19 protein-coding genes are annotated in these 15,028 nt (G+C 58.9%); 8 read left to right on the top strand and 11 right to left on the bottom strand.

Features of this window, described 5'->3' with window-relative positions; translation table 11 throughout:
• Positions 1-4 precede the first annotated feature (4 nt).
• The 4 genes from IEQ42_RS21330 to IEQ42_RS21315 all read right to left on the bottom strand — a co-directional run bounded on the left by IEQ42_RS21330 (position 5) and on the right by IEQ42_RS21315 (position 2,241).
• Complete coding sequence (locus tag IEQ42_RS21330) at positions 5-823, bottom strand: M48 family metallopeptidase (RefSeq protein WP_210705080.1); 819 nt, start codon at positions 821-823, stop codon at positions 5-7.
• Positions 824-1,128: 305 nt separating this feature from the next.
• On the bottom strand, positions 1,129-1,752 hold the full coding sequence (locus IEQ42_RS21325; RefSeq protein WP_210705079.1) for an SOS response-associated peptidase: 624 nt from the start codon (positions 1,750-1,752) through the stop codon (positions 1,129-1,131).
• A 36-nt stretch (positions 1,753-1,788) separates the two neighbouring features.
• A complete protein-coding gene (locus tag IEQ42_RS21320; protein ID WP_210705078.1) occupies positions 1,789-2,049 on the bottom strand; it encodes a putative signal transducing protein in 261 nt (86 codons plus the stop codon).
• A 9-nt stretch (positions 2,050-2,058) separates the two neighbouring features.
• Complete coding sequence (locus IEQ42_RS21315) at positions 2,059-2,241, bottom strand: CPXCG motif-containing cysteine-rich protein (protein WP_042561023.1); 183 nt, start codon at positions 2,239-2,241, stop codon at positions 2,059-2,061.
• 142 nt (positions 2,242-2,383) lie between these two features.
• Here IEQ42_RS21315 and IEQ42_RS21310 point away from each other — a divergent pair, with 142 nt between their 5' ends.
• Positions 2,384-3,547: a 1-acyl-sn-glycerol-3-phosphate acyltransferase gene (locus IEQ42_RS21310; protein ID WP_210705077.1), complete on the top strand. Its 1,164-nt coding sequence runs from the start codon at positions 2,384-2,386 to the stop codon at positions 3,545-3,547.
• Positions 3,548-3,637: 90 nt separating this feature from the next.
• On the opposite strand, the gene IEQ42_RS21305 is transcribed toward IEQ42_RS21310, so the two are convergent.
• Positions 3,638-3,916 carry a hypothetical protein gene (locus IEQ42_RS21305; protein WP_210705076.1) on the bottom strand — a complete coding sequence of 93 codons (279 nt, stop codon included), beginning with the start codon at positions 3,914-3,916 and terminating at the stop codon, positions 3,638-3,640.
• Positions 3,917-4,107: 191 nt separating this feature from the next.
• Between IEQ42_RS21305 and IEQ42_RS21300 the strand changes: the two genes are divergently transcribed.
• Positions 4,108-4,314 carry a hypothetical protein gene (locus tag IEQ42_RS21300; RefSeq protein ID WP_008083982.1) on the top strand — a complete coding sequence of 69 codons (207 nt, stop codon included), beginning with the start codon at positions 4,108-4,110 and terminating at the stop codon, positions 4,312-4,314.
• Between the two features lie 187 nt (positions 4,315-4,501).
• Here IEQ42_RS21300 and IEQ42_RS21295 read toward each other — a convergent pair whose 3' ends face one another.
• The gene (locus tag IEQ42_RS21295; protein WP_007912832.1) at positions 4,502-5,086 is read right to left on the bottom strand and encodes a YajG family lipoprotein; all 585 of its coding nucleotides are present in this window, start codon (positions 5,084-5,086) and stop codon (positions 4,502-4,504) included.
• Positions 5,087-5,291: 205 nt separating this feature from the next.
• Here IEQ42_RS21295 and IEQ42_RS21290 point away from each other — a divergent pair, with 205 nt between their 5' ends.
• Both IEQ42_RS21290 and mqo read left to right on the top strand, forming a co-directional pair.
• Positions 5,292-5,525 (top strand): hypothetical protein, encoded by a 234-nt coding sequence (locus IEQ42_RS21290; RefSeq protein WP_042561026.1) that lies wholly within the window; start codon positions 5,292-5,294, stop codon positions 5,523-5,525.
• Positions 5,526-6,234: 709 nt separating this feature from the next.
• Positions 6,235-7,743 carry a malate dehydrogenase (quinone) gene (gene mqo / locus IEQ42_RS21285; protein WP_042561027.1) on the top strand — a complete coding sequence of 503 codons (1,509 nt, stop codon included), beginning with the start codon at positions 6,235-6,237 and terminating at the stop codon, positions 7,741-7,743.
• 144 nt (positions 7,744-7,887) lie between these two features.
• Here mqo and IEQ42_RS21280 read toward each other — a convergent pair whose 3' ends face one another.
• The 3 genes from IEQ42_RS21280 to IEQ42_RS21270 form a co-directional block, all read right to left on the bottom strand.
• Positions 7,888-8,175 carry a PA4642 family protein gene (locus tag IEQ42_RS21280; RefSeq protein WP_210705074.1) on the bottom strand — a complete coding sequence of 96 codons (288 nt, stop codon included), beginning with the start codon at positions 8,173-8,175 and terminating at the stop codon, positions 7,888-7,890.
• A 63-nt stretch (positions 8,176-8,238) separates the two neighbouring features.
• Positions 8,239-8,718 (bottom strand): hypothetical protein, encoded by a 480-nt coding sequence (locus IEQ42_RS21275; RefSeq protein ID WP_047303133.1) that lies wholly within the window; start codon positions 8,716-8,718, stop codon positions 8,239-8,241.
• 180 nt (positions 8,719-8,898) lie between these two features.
• Positions 8,899-9,456 carry a hypoxanthine-guanine phosphoribosyltransferase gene (locus tag IEQ42_RS21270; RefSeq protein WP_042561030.1) on the bottom strand — a complete coding sequence of 186 codons (558 nt, stop codon included), beginning with the start codon at positions 9,454-9,456 and terminating at the stop codon, positions 8,899-8,901.
• A gap of 177 nt (positions 9,457-9,633) precedes the next feature.
• Between IEQ42_RS21270 and upp the strand changes: the two genes are divergently transcribed.
• Together upp and IEQ42_RS21260 are read left to right on the top strand one after the other, a co-directional pair.
• Positions 9,634-10,272 (top strand): uracil phosphoribosyltransferase, encoded by a 639-nt coding sequence (gene upp / locus IEQ42_RS21265; protein WP_042561031.1) that lies wholly within the window; start codon positions 9,634-9,636, stop codon positions 10,270-10,272.
• Positions 10,273-10,274: 2 nt separating this feature from the next.
• Positions 10,275-11,549 (top strand): uracil-xanthine permease family protein, encoded by a 1,275-nt coding sequence (locus tag IEQ42_RS21260; RefSeq protein ID WP_210705073.1) that lies wholly within the window; start codon positions 10,275-10,277, stop codon positions 11,547-11,549.
• Between the two features lie 119 nt (positions 11,550-11,668).
• On the opposite strand, the gene hemH is transcribed toward IEQ42_RS21260, so the two are convergent.
• Together hemH and IEQ42_RS21250 are read right to left on the bottom strand one after the other, a co-directional pair.
• Entirely contained in the window at positions 11,669-12,694 is a 1,026-nt protein-coding gene (gene hemH, locus IEQ42_RS21255) for a ferrochelatase (protein ID WP_210705072.1), read from the bottom strand.
• 13 nt (positions 12,695-12,707) lie between these two features.
• A complete protein-coding gene (locus IEQ42_RS21250) occupies positions 12,708-13,610 on the bottom strand; it encodes a TIGR01777 family oxidoreductase (RefSeq protein WP_210705071.1) in 903 nt (300 codons plus the stop codon).
• A gap of 197 nt (positions 13,611-13,807) precedes the next feature.
• Here IEQ42_RS21250 and IEQ42_RS21245 point away from each other — a divergent pair, with 197 nt between their 5' ends.
• Both IEQ42_RS21245 and IEQ42_RS21240 read left to right on the top strand, forming a co-directional pair.
• Positions 13,808-14,794, top strand: a complete 987-nt coding sequence (locus tag IEQ42_RS21245) for an NAD(P)/FAD-dependent oxidoreductase (protein ID WP_047303137.1) — start codon at positions 13,808-13,810, stop codon at positions 14,792-14,794.
• Entirely contained in the window at positions 14,791-15,009 is a 219-nt protein-coding gene (locus IEQ42_RS21240) for a TIGR02450 family Trp-rich protein (RefSeq protein ID WP_042561036.1), read from the top strand. The genes IEQ42_RS21245 and IEQ42_RS21240 overlap by 4 nt, the downstream gene beginning before the upstream one ends.
• The last annotated feature ends 19 nt before the right edge of the window (positions 15,010-15,028 follow it).

The raw sequence follows: 15,028 nt of genomic DNA, 5'->3' as shown, positions 1-15,028 counted from the left end.
ATGATCAGGACTTCGGAGCTTTTTCGTACAGCGGCATCACCTTCGGAATCGCCGCCTGCAACGAAGCGATCCGGCTGGTCGACGCCGGGTGTGTGCTCATGAACTCTGGCGGCGAGCCTTCCGATGCCTTGCTCATCTTGTTCCACAGGGTGATCGCGGCATTCGGGTTGAAGCCGGCACGAGCAGCCAGCTCCAGGCCGATCAGGTCGGCTTCGTTTTCGTTGGCGCGGCTGTTAGGCAGGGTCATGCCGTAGTTGGCCACGGTATCGGCCAGCGCCAGGCTGTCCTGGCCAAGACCGAGCAGTGCGCCCGCGCCCTGTTTGGCCATTTCAATGCCATAGGCCTTGGACATCGCTTCACGACCATGCTCGCGCAGAGCGTGGGCGATTTCATGGCCGATGATTGCGGCGATTTCATCGTCGGTGAGTTTCAGTTTGTCGATCAGCCCGGTGTAGAAAATGATCTTGCCGCCGGGGCCGCAGTTGGCGTTGAGCTCGTCGCTCTTGATCAGATTGACCTCCCACTTCCACTGCGCCGAATCCGGACGGAAGTTCGGCGCCTGGGCGATCAGACGGCTGGAAATCGCCTGAACCCGCTTGGCGTCGCTGCTGGTCTTGTCCAGCACACCCTTGGACGACGCCTCGCCCACGGTCTTCTGATAGGACTGGGCATACATCTGATCGACCTCTTGCGAGGACAGCATGCTGAACATGTATTGCTTGCGCTCCACACCCACGGCGCCGCCGCTGGTGGTGTTGACCGACTGACAACCGGCCAGCAACAGCGCTGCGCTCAGTGCACTTACAACCAATGTCTTGTTCATTCAAAAGCTCCCTGAAAACCTGTCGCGTATCGTAGGTGGGTAATTGTATTGGCGCCAGATACAACGGACGTGTTGCAGCGACTTTCAGACATATCCCGTCAGAGCAAAAGCCCCTCACCCTAACCCTCTCCCAGAGGGAGAGGGGACTGATTGGGGAATGCTTCAGAAATAAGATGACTTGAACGCTCTGCTTTGAATCCATAATCGCCTGGTTTTTTCAGGTCGATGTATAACGCAAAACACCTCGGTGGATCCCCTCTCCCTCCGGGAGAGGGCTAGGGTGAGGGGCTCTTGATCTACGCGGCCTAACCCGGGGTCAGACACTCCGGCCCATTGAGTTTCGGATCATTGACCATGTTCGCCAACACCCGCTCGCGCAACGCGGCCGGTTCACTGGCGAGCAATGCTTGCAAGGCATGCAACGGCGTCGCGGGATCAAGCCACGCAGCCTGCCCCGCCTCATCCAGAATCAACGGCCGACGCTGACTGGCCGCTGATTGAGTGATCACCGCGGTGCTCAACCAAACCTGCTCCTGCACCGGGTACGCTTCCCAGATCGCCGCAAAAAACAGCGAAGCCCCCTCGCCCGGCGTCAGCCAGTACGGGCGCTTGCGCTGGGTGCCGCGCCATTCATAAAAGCCGTTGGCCGGCAGCAGGCAGCGACGCAAACGCAGCGCCTCGCGAAACATCGGTTGCTCGGCCACGGTTTCGGCGCGGGCATGCGCCGGCGTGCGCGACAAGTCCGTCAGCCACGGCGGCGTCAGCCCCCAGCGGGCGCGGGCCAGCATGCGCTCGCCGTCTTCACCGGCACGCAGCATCAACACCGAATCGTTGGGGGAAATGTTCCACTGCGCCAGTTGATCGGCAGGAAAACCTGGCAGAGCCGCGAAGTCGCGGTTCCAGCGAAACAGGGCATAACGTCCACACATGGGGCAACACAACTCAAAAATAAAACGAACGTCAGCCTAACAGACCAGCGTACCGGGGAAGCTCTCCGGTTCGTCGCCGGGCAACGGCAGCGCGGCATTGTACGCGGTGATCAGTTCGAGGGCGTATTGGGCCTGATCGTTATCGACCGACAGCCCCAGCAAACCGAAAATCGGCAACTCGCCCGTGCCGCCGAGCAAATCCCGGCCCACCAGATGCGCCTCGATACCTTCGCTGGCGAGCATGCCCTTGAGCATTTCGCCTTCCAACAGGTTTTCCGGTTCGTAGATCCGCTGCATGGGCGCCCCTCACTCGTTTTCGCTGAACACTTCCAGATGCCATTCCTCACCGTGAACCTGCAATACAAACGTGATCGGACGACAACACACCTGGCAGTCCTCGATATAAGTCTGATCGCCGCCGGACAAGTCCACTGACGTCTCGACCTGCTCCCCACAATAAGGACATTCATACAGTGCAGCTTCCAGCATCGCGGTCTCCCAAGTGACTTGTGCGTATAATCGCCGGTCTATTTGCAGGGCTATTTTTGTCTGGCTATTTTTTCAGACCGTGCCCCGTTGGTTTTCGATCAAAACCTTTACTTACCCTAGCCGTTTCCAACAAGAGAGCATGATGGGCGAATTCGATGCCATCCGACCTTACGACGACAGCGAAGTACCCGTGGTACTGGCAAGACTGCTCGGCGACAAGGCGTTTCTAGATATCCTCACCCACTTCCGCTTCCCGCGTTTTGCCGGTCCTTTCGGCTGGATGCTCAAACCACTTATAGCCCATCGGCTGCGTCGTGAGTTTGCCGACGTGACATCGGTGGCAACTTTGCAGGACAAAATCGAGGCGTACGTCGACCACACCATCGAGCGCGCCACCGACGGCGTGACCTACACCGGGGTCGAGCAATTCAAGTCCGGCAGCGCGTATCTGTTCATCGCCAACCACCGTGACATCGTCATGGACCCGGCCTTCGTCAACTACGCCGTGTACCACGCCGGCCTGCCGACGCCGCGTATCGCGATTGGTGACAACCTGTTGCAGAAGCCGTTTGTCAGCGACCTGATGCGCCTGAACAAGAGTTTCATCGTGCATCGCTCGATCACCGGCCGTCGCGAGAAAATGGCCGCGTATCAGTTGCTGTCGGCGTACATCAACCACTCGATCCGCAATGATTGCGCCTCGATCTGGATTGCACAGGCCGAAGGCCGGGCGAAGGATGGCGACGACCGCACCGAGTCGGCGATCCTCAAGATGTTCCACATGAGCCGCAAGGACGAGCCGTTCGGCGAAGTGATTCAGTCGCTGAACGTCACCCCCGTGTCGATCAGCTACGAATACGATCCGTGCGACCAGGCCAAGGCCCGAGAGCTGTACATCCGCGCCACCACCGGCACCTACAGCAAAGTGTCGGGCGAAGATGACGTGAGCATTGCCAAGGGCATCACCGGCTATAAGGGCCGGGTGCACGTGAACTTTGCCGCGCCCATTACCGAGCTGTTTGAAGACGCCAAGCAATTGGCGGTCGAAATGGACAAGCAGATTCTCGGCGGCTACCGGTTGTTCCCGGTGCATTACCTGGCGTATGCGCAGTGGGCCGATGCTGATCCGCAACTGAATGTGCCGAAAGCTGCCGAGGTGTTCCCGGCGGATGAGCTGGCCAAGGCGCAGGAAGAGTGGCAGTCACGGCTGGACGCTTGCCCTGAAGAGCATCGTCCGTATCTGGTGCTGCAATATGCAACGCCGGTGCGTAACCAGTATCGGGTCAAAGCCGGGTTGCCGTTGTAAGCGGCTTCGATACGACGCAAAAACGGCGCCCTCGGGCGCCGTTTTTTTGCCTGACACCACGTGACGGTGGCGAGGGGTTTTGCATTCAATTCAGAATTGGGTGCTGATCCAGGAAATGACCAGCGCCAAGCCCAGGCAGGCAAAACCGAAGCGATAGAAAAAGCGGTTCATGCGCAACGTCGACCAATCGAGGACCGGTTCGGCGTTCGGCTGAGCCTGGCGCTGCGCGGCGATGCTGGCCGATGCGCGTTGTTCGCGGCGGCGGGTCGCGTGCAGCAGCCAACTGCCGGGGAACGCCAACAGCAGCGCCAGCAGATTGATCAATTTGGCGGGATGGTTGGTAAACAGCGTCATCAAATGCAGCGACATCACAGACCTCAAACTTAATCAGTGTGGCAGACGCCAGACAGACGACCGCGCCAGGATTCTACCGAAACCTGTCCCCGACGCCTCTTCTTTACGACAAATAACCCGGCAATCGACCGATGGCTGTCCTGTGTCACGGCTTCGTAATGTGGATGCACCACCATGCGCGCCTCGAAACACACATGGAACGCGTCATGCTTCACGCTGAAAACCAGGATCGTCTGTACCTCATCACCCCCTACGACGAGCAGCAAAGTCTCGTTGGCAGCCTCGCCTTCAATGTTCAGGACCGCCATTGGCTGGTGTATTGCGCGCTGGGCGGGCATCAGCATGCGGATTTGCCCGAGACCGATTTGCTGACGGGGGTCAGCGTTCTCGATTTTTATTCGCAGGCTGCCTGAACGATACGCCCCCTGTAGGAGCTGCCGCAGGCTGCGATCTTTTGATTTTGATTGTTTGAAAACAAGATCAAAAGATCGCAGCCTTCGGCAGCTCCTACAGGGATGGGGGTTATGCAGATAGAGATGTAGGCATGAAAAAGCCCGGAACCATCACTGGCCCCGGGCTTTTTCACATCAGGCGAGCCGCTTATTCAGCCAGAACCTGACCCACGGTCGGATCCTTGAACAAACGCGTCAGCGCATCGCTCAACACATCGCTGACCAGTTTGGTATTGGTTTCCTGGTTCGGCGCCATGCCGAAGCGCTGGTCCAGCGAAGCACCGTAACGGCCGCTGTAGCGACGATTGGCGTTCTGCACGTCAGAGCGGAAGGTCGCGCCGATGGTCGCCTCAGTCACGTACATGCCTTCTTTGGGCGACTGATACTTCAGTTCGGCCAGGGTCACCGTCAGTTGCGGAGCGTTGGGTGCGTTGTTGGTCGGGGTGAACCCGAGCAAACGCACGGCGGCTTCAGCCTGAGCCTGCAACTTCGGCAGGATCTGCTCGCGCTGCACGGTAATGGCACTGGTCTCAGGATACAGACCGCCACGGGTGCCCAGAGTTGGCGACGGACGACCGTCAACCACACGCACGACGACTGGCTGGCCACGGCCGACCGCAGGCAATTGCGTGGTCAGCTTCGGTTCCGGACTCAGTTGTTGCGGGCTGTGGGCGCAGCCGGCCAGAGTCAAACCGGCCACAGTGATCAAACCGAACAACAGGCGTTGCAACATGCTTTTCTCTCCAGAATCAGGCACAAACAGGCCGGCAGTATAGCGGTGGGCCACTGCGGGTAACCAGCGCCGCACAGTGAATACTGAAATGTCTGACAAACCCCGTCGAAAGCGGTTCCTGTCACAGATTCTTCACCCGCCATACATGTACACGTCATGGCTGGTCGGCATCCTTCAAATCAGTCCTCCAGCCAGGTACTCGGCCATGCGTTATCTGATCTCGTTGTTCGCGCCACGCCCGCTGCATCGCAGCTTTGCTCTGCTCGACCGCAACGGTCACTGTCAGGCCTTCAAGCAGTGCAGCCTGCAACCGATGGGTGACGGTTGGGTGGAAATAGAAGAAATCCGCCTTACCTGGTTGAACCAGCCGCTGCCCGCGAGCGCCCGGGTCGTACCGCGTCAAATGCGCGCACGGGCGCAGGTGCAGTTGAGCATCTGACCGGATGCCTAATAAAAGTCATTAAACTCGACCAACTCCGCGCATTTCTTCGATACAATCTCCCCCCGATTATAAGGACGTCTCCTGATCGGGCCCCGCAACACCGTCAATGCGCTTGCATTGGCATCCAAAATCGCCCACAGAGAGTCGCCCACACAGATCGAGTGAAGTTGGCGCGCTTGCCTGTTCTTCCGGCAAAACCCCCGCTTTTCGCGAATCTGCAGAGCTGTCATGACGCTCGGCCACCGCGTTGTTTTGCCTTTGCGGGCAGGGTGCCAGGCTTGGACAGCCCTTTTTTGAGGTTCACGTCTTCAAAAGAGCGTGAAAAAAACGGGTTTTCACAACTTCACAAGAGTGTGGCGAGCAAATGAATAGTTTTGCGTCTGAACATGCACCATTAGCGTCTGAAACAGCCCAACGACACAGGACCGGGTATACCTCGAATACCGGAGCCTGAAGCCTGTCCGCTACGGATTTGGTTGCACAAAAACGGATGTCTCGACCATAAGTCGAATTGCCAGCCGGGCGCTGAAATGAGTTCATGGAGCTCTGGAAGCCACGCCGCACGCATCCGTCAAAGTTGCGAAAAATTGCGAAGATTCGGACATGGCGAACCTGACCACGGATAGCCGGGACATAATTGACCTGTCCCTGAATGCCTGGCAGCCATGCCGACAATTTGGTGCTGCAGATTTTGGAGACGCGTTAAATGGCGCATAACGAAGCAGTCGACGTAGTACTGGTTGGGGCCGGCATCATGAGTGCCACCCTTGCAGTGCTGCTCAAAGAGCTCGATCCGGCGATCAAACTGGAAGTTGTCGAGCTGATGGACTCCGGTGCTGCGGAGAGTTCCAACCCGTGGAACAACGCCGGTACCGGCCACGCTGGCCTGTGCGAGCTGAATTACACGCCGCAAGCGGCCGACGGCAGCGTCGACATCAAGAAAGCCGTGCACATCAATACCCAGTTCGAAGTGTCCAAGCAGTTCTGGTCGTACCTGACCAAAAAAGGCACCTTCGGCTCGTGCAAATCCTTCATCAGCCCGGTGCCGCACCTCAGTTTCGTGCAGGGCGACAGTGGCGTGTCCTTCCTCAAGTCACGCTTCGATGTGTTGAGCAAGCACCACGCCTTCGCCGACATGGAGTACACCGAAGACAAGGCCAAGATGGCCGAGTGGATGCCGCTGATGATGCCGGGCCGTTCGCCGGACGAAGTGCTCGCCGCGACCCGCGTGATGAACGGCACCGACGTCAACTTCGGTGCCCTGACCAATCAGTTGCTCAAGCACCTGACCAGCGCTCCCGACGCCCAGGTGAAATACTGCAAGCGCGTCACCGGCCTCAAGCGTAACGGCAGCGGCTGGACCGTCAGCATCAAGGACGTCAACAGCGGCAGCAGCCGTGAAGTCGATGCCAAATTCGTCTTCCTCGGCGCCGGTGGCGCGGCCCTGCCATTGCTGCAGGCTTCGGGCATTGAAGAAAGCAAAGGTTTCGGCGGCTTCCCGATCAGCGGCCAGTGGCTGCGTTGCGACAACCCGCAAGTGGTCAAACAGCACCAGGCCAAGGTTTACAGCCAGGCTGCCGTAGGTTCGCCACCGATGTCGGTGCCGCACCTGGACACCCGCGTGGTCGATGGCAAGAAATCCCTGCTGTTCGGGCCATACGCCGGTTTCACCACCAAGTTCCTCAAGCACGGTTCGTTCATGGACCTGCCGCTGTCGGTTCGCGCCGGCAACATCGGGCCGATGCTGGCGGTGGCAAAAAACAACATGGACCTGACCAAGTACCTGGTCAGCGAAGTGATGCAGTCGATGGAGCAGCGCCTGGATTCCCTGCGCCGTTTCTACCCGGAGGCGAAAGCCGAAGACTGGCGCCTGGAAGTGGCCGGCCAACGGGTACAGATCATCAAGAAAGACCCGAAAAAGGGCGGCATCCTGCAATTCGGTACCGAACTGGTCGCGGCCAAGGATGGTTCCCTTGCGGCCCTGCTCGGCGCATCGCCAGGTGCATCGGTGACCGTTTCGATCATGCTGGAACTGATCGAGAAGTGCTTCCCGGGCAAAGCGTCCGGCGAGTGGGCTGGCAAACTGGCGGAAATCTTCCCGGCCCGTGAAAAGGTTCTGGAAACCGATGCTGCGCTGTATCGCAAGATCAACACGCAGAACAACATCGCCCTGGAACTGGTTGAAGAAAGCAGCGAGACGCCAAGCTACGCTTGATCGTGCCGCATAAAAAACGCCCCGCAGCTCACTGAGTGCGGGGCGTTTTTTTTGGGACCGCCAAACAGCAAAAGATCGCAGCCTTCGGCAGCTCCTACAGGGTCAACACTAATCCTCTGCAGGATCTGATCTTGTCTTTAGACCTTAAGCGCGAGCCTTGTCGATCAGCTCGATGTATTCCGGCGCGTTGCGTTGATCGCGGATCTGATCAACAAACGTCTGGCCCTGCTCGTCCTTGCCGTCGACGTCGTACCCAGCCGCCACAAAGAACGTCAGAAACCGTTCGAAATCGTCGATTCGCAGACCACGGTAAGCCTTGATCAGTTTGTGCAACGACGGCGAAGTGGCGTCGACCGGTTCAAAATCGAGGAACAGCTTGATCTGCTCATCGCCGATCTCGTCACCAATCACTTGTTTCTTATCTTTACGCATTGCCGACTCCAGCTCGCAGACATGACACGGGGCGGGCAGTTTACCCCTGCCCTGCCGCTCGGCTCAACGCGCACGCACGCTGCCGGTGTGCAAATCGGCCCAGATATGGCCGTTGGCGTAACTGAGGAATTGCACATAGACGGTGTCGTTGCGCAGCAGATCGATCACCACACGGTATTGCGCCAGCGGATAAAACAGCGTCAGGGTTTTGCTTTTGTCGTCATAGAGCGGTTTTTTCAGGCTTTTGCTTTCGCCATCGAAGCTGACCAGCACCTGAGTGATTGTCGCGCCTTTGTTCAGGGATTTGCCTTTAAGACGGATCATCAGTGGCGAGGTGACCGGAATCGGCTGCTGATTGGACTGGCGTTGCGCGCCGACCACCACCGAATAGTCAGTGACCTGCATCAGTTGCTGATGTTCGGGCTCGGCATCGCGCAGAGTCAGATCGTCCGGCGGAAGGAACTGGCTGTGCATCGGCGCGGCGGACAAAGGCAGGCTCAGGGTGAGCAACAGGGCGGCAAGGCTGCGAATCAAGAGGCTCATGGCAGGCTCCGGAGGGCGGGGCCAAGCACTCTAGCATGGGTATCACCGATGTATCAGCACACACAAAACAACTGTGGGAGCGAGCCTGCTCGCGAAGGCAATTTCACATTCAACACTTATGCTGAATGAAAGATCGCTTTCGCGAGCAGGCTCGCTCCCACAGGGGATAGCGCGGGGGGATTACATGCCTTTAACGGCAAAGATCCCGTTGGCGTTACGCCAGTAGCCTTTGTAGTCCATGCCGTAACCGAAGATGTAACGGTCGATGCACGGCAGGCCGACGAAGTCTGCTTTCAGGTCAGGACGCGCCTTGCGGTCGTGATCCTTGTCGATCAGCACGGCGGTGTGCACTTTGCGCGCGCCGGCGTGTTTGCAGTAATCGATGATCGCGCCAAGGGTGTGACCTTCATCGAGGATGTCGTCGATGATCAGCACGTCACGGTCAAGAAACGAGACTTCTGGCTTGGCCTTCCAGAACAGATCGCCGCCGCTGGTTTCGTTGCGATAACGGGTCGCGTGCAGGTAGGACGCTTCCAGCGGGAAATGCAGATGAGTCAGCAGCTTGCCGGAAAAAATCAGCCCGCCGTTCATCACGCAGAACACCACCGGGTTGCTCTCGGCCAGTGTTTCGTTGATTTGTGCACCGACGCGGGCAATGGCGGCCTCGACTTCAGACTCGGTGTACAGGCAGTCAGCCTCTCGCATGATTTGACGGATATGCTCGAGATCAGCGGACATGGCGCTCTCCGGGGGGTGGTTGAAGGGGGGTATAGTCGCGAAAAGCGGGCAAAGGTACGCATCTCGCACGGCTGAATCAAGCCTTTATGGACTAACGTACTCTATGTCCTATAGGACATCACCCTCGGATAGATTAATCTAGGCCGGTTTTTTTGCCCGCCGCCGGAGCCTTTCCCCATGTCCATCCAAGAGATCCGCCATCCGCTGATCCGTCACAAACTTGGCCTTATGCGCCGCGCAGACATCAGCACCAAGAATTTCCGCGAGCTCGCTCAGGAAGTCGGTGCGCTGCTGACCTACGAAGCTACTAAAGACCTGCCGCTGGAAACCTACGATATCGAAGGTTGGTGCGGCACCGTGTCGGTCGAGAAAATCGCCGGCAAGAAGATCACTGTCGTGCCAATCCTGCGTGCCGGCATCGGCATGCTCGAAGGCGTGCTCAGCCTGATCCCGGGTGCCAAGGTCAGCGCTGTGGGTGTTGCCCGCAACGAAGAAACCCTGCAAGCCCACACCTATCTGGAAAAACTGGTTCCGGAAATCGACGAACGTCTGGCGATGATCATCGACCCGATGCTCGCCACCGGCAGCTCGATGGTTGCGACCATCGACCTGCTGAAAAAGGCTGGCTGCAAGGAAATCCGCGCGATGGTGCTGGTTGCAGCGCCAGAAGGCATCGCCGCTGTAGAAAAGGCTCACCCGGACGTGACCATCTACACCGCCTCGATTGACGAACGTTTGAACGAACACGGTTACATCATCCCAGGGCTTGGCGATGCCGGTGACAAGATCTTCGGCACCAAGCAGAAGGACGCGTGACCATGCAACAAGAGTTCAACGATCCGCTCTGGCGCACGGTGCTGTCCGGCGCCCAGATGCTGTTCGTGGCTTTCGGCGCTTTGGTGCTGATGCCGCTGATCACGGGCCTCGACCCGAACGTGGCACTGTTTACCGCAGGTCTTGGGACGATTCTGTTCCAGATCGTCACTGGCCGTCAGGTGCCGGTGTTCCTGGCGTCCAGCTTTGCGTTCATCACCCCGATCATTCTCGCCAAGGGCCAGTTCGGCCTGGCCGCGACCATGGGCGGCGTAATGGCGGCCGGTTTCGTCTACACCTTTCTTGGCCTCGCCGTGAAGATCAAAGGCACCGGTTTCATCGACCGTCTGCTGCCGCCAGTGGTCATCGGTCCGGTGATCATCTCCATCGGCCTGGCCATGGCGCCGATTGCCGCGAACATGGCGATGGGCAAGGCTGGCGACGGTTCCGAGCTGATCCATTACCAGACTGCAATGATGATCTCGATGCCAGCGCTGCTGACCACGTTGATCGTGGCAGTGTTCGGCAAAGGCATTTTCCGTCTGGTGCCGATCATTTCCGGCGTGCTGGTCGGGTTCGCCATGGCGTTCTATTTCGGTGTGGTCGATACCGCGAAAATTGCCGCAGCACCGTGGTTCGCGATCCCGCATTTCACCGCGCCGGAGTTCAACTGGCAGGCGATTCTGTTCATCGTTCCAGTGGCATTGGCCCCGGCGATTGAACACATCGGCGGCGTGATTGCAGTCGGTAGCGTGACCGGTCGTGACTATCTGAAGAAGCCGGGCCTGCATCGCACTCTGCTCGGTGACGGCATCGCCACCACCGCAGCCGGGATGTTCGGCGGCCCGCCTAACACCACTTACGCCGAAGTGACTGGCGCCGTGATGCTGACCAAGAACTACAACCCGAAAATCATGACCTGGGCGGCGATCTTCGCCATCAGCCTGGCGTTTGTCGGCAAGTTCGGTGCGCTGCTGCAAAGCATCCCGGTACCCGTGATGGGCGGGATTTTGTGCTTGTTGTTTGGTTCGATCGCGGCAGTGGGCATGAACACCCTGATCCGCCACAAGATCGATCTGGGCGAAGCACGCAATCTGGTGATTGTCTCGGTCACGTTGGTGTTCGGGATTGGCGGTGTGCTGGTTGGCACTGGCACCGGTCCGGACGACTTCGGCCTCAAAGGCATCGCGCTGTGCGCGGTGGTGGCGATTGCGCTGAACCTGCTGCTGCCGGGCAATGATGGCTGGAAGAACAAGAAGGCGGATGAGCCGCTGATCTAAGGCTTCAAGATGTTTATTGCCTGACAGATAGCTTTCCCGAGCAGGCTCGCTCCCACAAGGGTTCTTCAGCGCACTGAAGATCAAATGTGGGAGCGAGCCTGCTCGCGAAGCTTTTGGCTTTAAAGGGCCAACGGCGCTCTTTCGCAAAGAGTGGCCAACGCCTTCGCCCATTGCGGGTCGTCATTCAGGCACGGCACCAGCACCAACTCCTCGCCTCCCGCTTCGCGGAACTGCTCCTTGCCGCGATCACCGATCTCCTCCAGCGTCTCGATGCAATCGGCCACAAACGCCGGGCACATCACCAGAAGCTTCTTCACACCGCTTTTCGCCAACTCATCCAGCCGCGCTTCGGTGTACGGCTCGATCCATTTGGCACGACCCAATCTCGACTGAAAAGAGACAGACCATTTGCCCTCCGGTAAACCCATACGCTCAGCGAACAGGGCAGCCGTGCGCAAACATTGCGCGCGATAACAGGTTGCCAATACCGCAGGCGACGCATTCTTGCAGCAGTCTTCATTTTTGAAACAGTGATTGCCGGTCGGGTCGAGCTTGGTCAGGTGACGTTCCGGCAGGCCATGGAAGCTCAGCAGCAAGTGATCGTAATCCTGCTGCAAGTGCGGCCTGGCGCTGGCGACCAGCGCGTCGAGGTATTCCGGCTGATCGTAGAACGGTTGCAGGATCGACAACTTCACATCGAGGTTCTTCGCACGGATTACACGCCTGGCCTCTTCGATCACCGTGGTCGTCGTACTGTCGGCGAACTGTGGGTAAAGCGGCGCCAGCGTGATCCGCCTGTGCCCTGCCGCGACCAGTCTTGTCAGGCACGTTTCAATTGAAGGCTCGCCGTAACGCATGGCCAGGTCGACCGGGCCATGCTTCCACTGCGCCTTCATCTGCTCTTGCAAGCGACGGCTGAGCACCACCAGCGGCGAACCCTCCTCCCACCAGATCGAGGCGTAGGCGTGGGCGGATTGCTCGGGGCGCTTGATCAGGATCAGCGACACCAGCAAACGCCGCACCGGCCACGGCAGGTCGATCACGTACGGATCCATCAGAAATTGGTTGAGGTAGCGGCGTACATCGGCCACCGAGGTGGAGGCCGGGGAACCCAGGTTGACCAGAAGCAAGGCGTGATCGGTCATGCAACGTCCTATTTCAGAGGCGGCTGGAGAGATCATCCAGAGCCGCGCGTAAATCCGTGAACTGGAAACTGAATCCCGCTTCCAGCAAGCGTGCCGGCGTTGCCCGTTGGCCGCCCAGCAACAGCAATGACAACTCGCCCAGACCGACCTTCAGTGCCAGGGTCGGCATTGGCATAAACGCCGGACGATGTAAAACACTGCCCAGCGTCTTGGCAAATTCGCGATTGCGCACAGGTTTTGGCGCGCACGCATTATAAGGACCACTGGCCTCATCACGATGCAGAAGAAAATCAATCAGGGCGATTTGGTCGTCGATATGAATCCACGGCATCCACTGCCGGCCATTGCCCAGAGGCCCGCCCAATCCAAGTTTGAACGGCAGCAACAGGCGCGACAAAAAGCCGCCCTCGGCCGACAGCACCAGACCGGTTCGCACCAGCACCACGCGAATGCCCAACGCCTCTGCGCGCTGGGCAGTCTCTTCCCAGGCAATGCACAACTGACTGGCGAAATCGTCGATTACTGGCGGTGAGTCTTCGCTCAACTCGCGCTCACCACCGTCGCCGTACCAGCCGATGGCCGACCCCGAAATCAGCAGCGCCGGTTTCTGCGCGCGTTTTTCCAGCCACGCCAACAAGGTTTCCGTGAGCGTGATGCGGCTGCTCCATAGCAACGCTTTACGTCGATGGGTCCACAGTCGGTCGGCAATCGGCGCGCCAGCAAGATTGATGATTGCGTCGACGGGTTCTTCGCCAAGCTCTTCCAGCGTTGCAATGCCGCGCACCTGCGTCCCGCAGATTTTCGCGACCGCTTCCGGGCGTCTACTCCAAACCGTCAGGTGATGCCCCTGCCCCGACCAATGCCGACAGAGTTGACGCCCGATCAAACCAGTACCGCCGGTCAGCAATATGTGCATGACATCTTCCTCGCGTGGCGTTTTACCCGGATCACTAGTCTATTTTTAAAAGCAGGGATCTTTTCTATCGGGCAGGTTCTATTGTTTAACCATAGGCCAAGCTGCCAGAACGAGAACGCTAGAAGTTATACCAAAAAACAAAATTGTACAGGTTTCAACGACGGCGTAGTCTGTACAGAAAGGTAAACGAGGCCCCTATGACTGTACCTATCGCAATCATCGGCACCGGCATCGCCGGACTCTCGGCGGCTCAGGCTCTTACGGAGACTGGGCACACCGTCCAATTGTTCGATAAAAGTCGCGGCAGCGGCGGACGTATGTCGAGCAAACGCAGCGACGCCGGTTCGCTGGATCTGGGCGCGCAATATTTCACCGCCCGTGATCGGCGTTTTGTCACCGAGGTACAGCGCTGGCAAAGTCAGGGCTGGGTCGCCGAGTGGACACCGCAGCTCTACACCTTCCAGGGCGGGCAACTGAATCTGTCGCCGGACGAGCAGACCCGCTGGGTCGGTGCGCCACGGATGAGCGCCATCACCCGCGGCTTGCTCGAGGGGCTGGAGGTGCAATTTGCCTGTCGGATTACCGAGGTCTATCGCGGCGAAGAGCATTGGCATCTGCAAGACGCCGAAGGCTTCACCCACGGGCCATTCAGTCATGTCGTGATCGCCACGCCGGCACCGCAAGCTACGGCGCTGCTGGCCGCCGCGCCGAAACTCGCCGGTGCCGCCGCCGGGGTAAAAATGGACCCGACCTGGGCCGTCGCCCTCGCCTTCGATACGCCGCTGGATACTCCGATCGAGGGTTGCTTCGTGCAGGACAGCCCCCTCGACTGGCTGGCGCGCAATCGCAGTAAACCGGGGCGCGACAACACCCTCGACACGTGGGTACTACACGCGACCAGCGCCTGGAGCCGACAGCACATCGACCTGCCCAAGGAAGCGGTGATCGAACAACTGCACGGCGCGTTCGCCGAATTGCTGCACAGCGCGATGCCAGCACCGACCTTCAGTCTTGCCCATCGCTGGCTCTACGCACGCCCGGCGACGGGCCACGAATGGGGAACGCTGGCGGATGCTGATCTGGGCCTGTATGCCTGTGGCGACTGGTGCCTGTCCGGACGCGTCGAAGGTGCCTGGCTCAGCGGCCAGGAAGCTGCCCGCCGCCTGCACGAGCACTTGCAATGAATCGCATCAACCCACGCAAATTGCTGCTGTCGAAATGGACAGCAGCCCACCCGCAAAACCGTGAAAAGCATTTCCTGGTGACTGAGCTGATTTGCGATGAAGAGGGCACGGTGCTCGAAGTCGAGTTGCAGGCAGTGCTGACCAAGCGCGTCGAACGATTCGACTGGCATGCTTTACAAAACAACGCCCAATGGAAAATCGGCTGGCTCATGTAGGAGCTGCCGAGGGCTGCGA

The sequence above is a fragment of the Pseudomonas iridis genome (assembly GCF_017980685.1).
GTDB lineage: Bacteria > Pseudomonadota > Gammaproteobacteria > Pseudomonadales > Pseudomonadaceae > Aquipseudomonas > Aquipseudomonas iridis.
Note: the sequence above shows the minus strand (reverse complement) of the source record. Positions and strands in the feature narration are given on the sequence as shown.

Coding starts and splice junctions, on each gene's coding strand:
- IEQ42_RS21330 (WP_210705080.1), bottom strand. CDS start 823: ATGAACAAGACATTGGTTGTAAGTGCACTGAGCGCAGCGCTGTTGCTG.
- IEQ42_RS21325 (WP_210705079.1), bottom strand. CDS start 1,752: ATGTGTGGACGTTATGCCCTGTTTCGCTGGAACCGCGACTTCGCGGCT.
- IEQ42_RS21320 (WP_210705078.1), bottom strand. CDS start 2,049: ATGCAGCGGATCTACGAACCGGAAAACCTGTTGGAAGGCGAAATGCTC.
- IEQ42_RS21315 (WP_042561023.1), bottom strand. CDS start 2,241: ATGCTGGAAGCTGCACTGTATGAATGTCCTTATTGTGGGGAGCAGGTC.
- IEQ42_RS21310 (WP_210705077.1), top strand. CDS start 2,384: ATGGGCGAATTCGATGCCATCCGACCTTACGACGACAGCGAAGTACCC.
- IEQ42_RS21305 (WP_210705076.1), bottom strand. CDS start 3,916: ATGTCGCTGCATTTGATGACGCTGTTTACCAACCATCCCGCCAAATTG.
- IEQ42_RS21300 (WP_008083982.1), top strand. CDS start 4,108: ATGCTTCACGCTGAAAACCAGGATCGTCTGTACCTCATCACCCCCTAC.
- IEQ42_RS21295 (WP_007912832.1), bottom strand. CDS start 5,086: ATGTTGCAACGCCTGTTGTTCGGTTTGATCACTGTGGCCGGTTTGACT.
- IEQ42_RS21290 (WP_042561026.1), top strand. CDS start 5,292: ATGCGTTATCTGATCTCGTTGTTCGCGCCACGCCCGCTGCATCGCAGC.
- mqo (WP_042561027.1), top strand. CDS start 6,235: ATGGCGCATAACGAAGCAGTCGACGTAGTACTGGTTGGGGCCGGCATC.
- IEQ42_RS21280 (WP_210705074.1), bottom strand. CDS start 8,175: ATGCGTAAAGATAAGAAACAAGTGATTGGTGACGAGATCGGCGATGAG.
- IEQ42_RS21275 (WP_047303133.1), bottom strand. CDS start 8,718: ATGAGCCTCTTGATTCGCAGCCTTGCCGCCCTGTTGCTCACCCTGAGC.
- IEQ42_RS21270 (WP_042561030.1), bottom strand. CDS start 9,456: ATGTCCGCTGATCTCGAGCATATCCGTCAAATCATGCGAGAGGCTGAC.
- upp (WP_042561031.1), top strand. CDS start 9,634: ATGTCCATCCAAGAGATCCGCCATCCGCTGATCCGTCACAAACTTGGC.
- IEQ42_RS21260 (WP_210705073.1), top strand. CDS start 10,275: ATGCAACAAGAGTTCAACGATCCGCTCTGGCGCACGGTGCTGTCCGGC.
- hemH (WP_210705072.1), bottom strand. CDS start 12,694: ATGACCGATCACGCCTTGCTTCTGGTCAACCTGGGTTCCCCGGCCTCC.
- IEQ42_RS21250 (WP_210705071.1), bottom strand. CDS start 13,610: ATGCACATATTGCTGACCGGCGGTACTGGTTTGATCGGGCGTCAACTC.
- IEQ42_RS21245 (WP_047303137.1), top strand. CDS start 13,808: ATGACTGTACCTATCGCAATCATCGGCACCGGCATCGCCGGACTCTCG.
- IEQ42_RS21240 (WP_042561036.1), top strand. CDS start 14,791: ATGAATCGCATCAACCCACGCAAATTGCTGCTGTCGAAATGGACAGCA.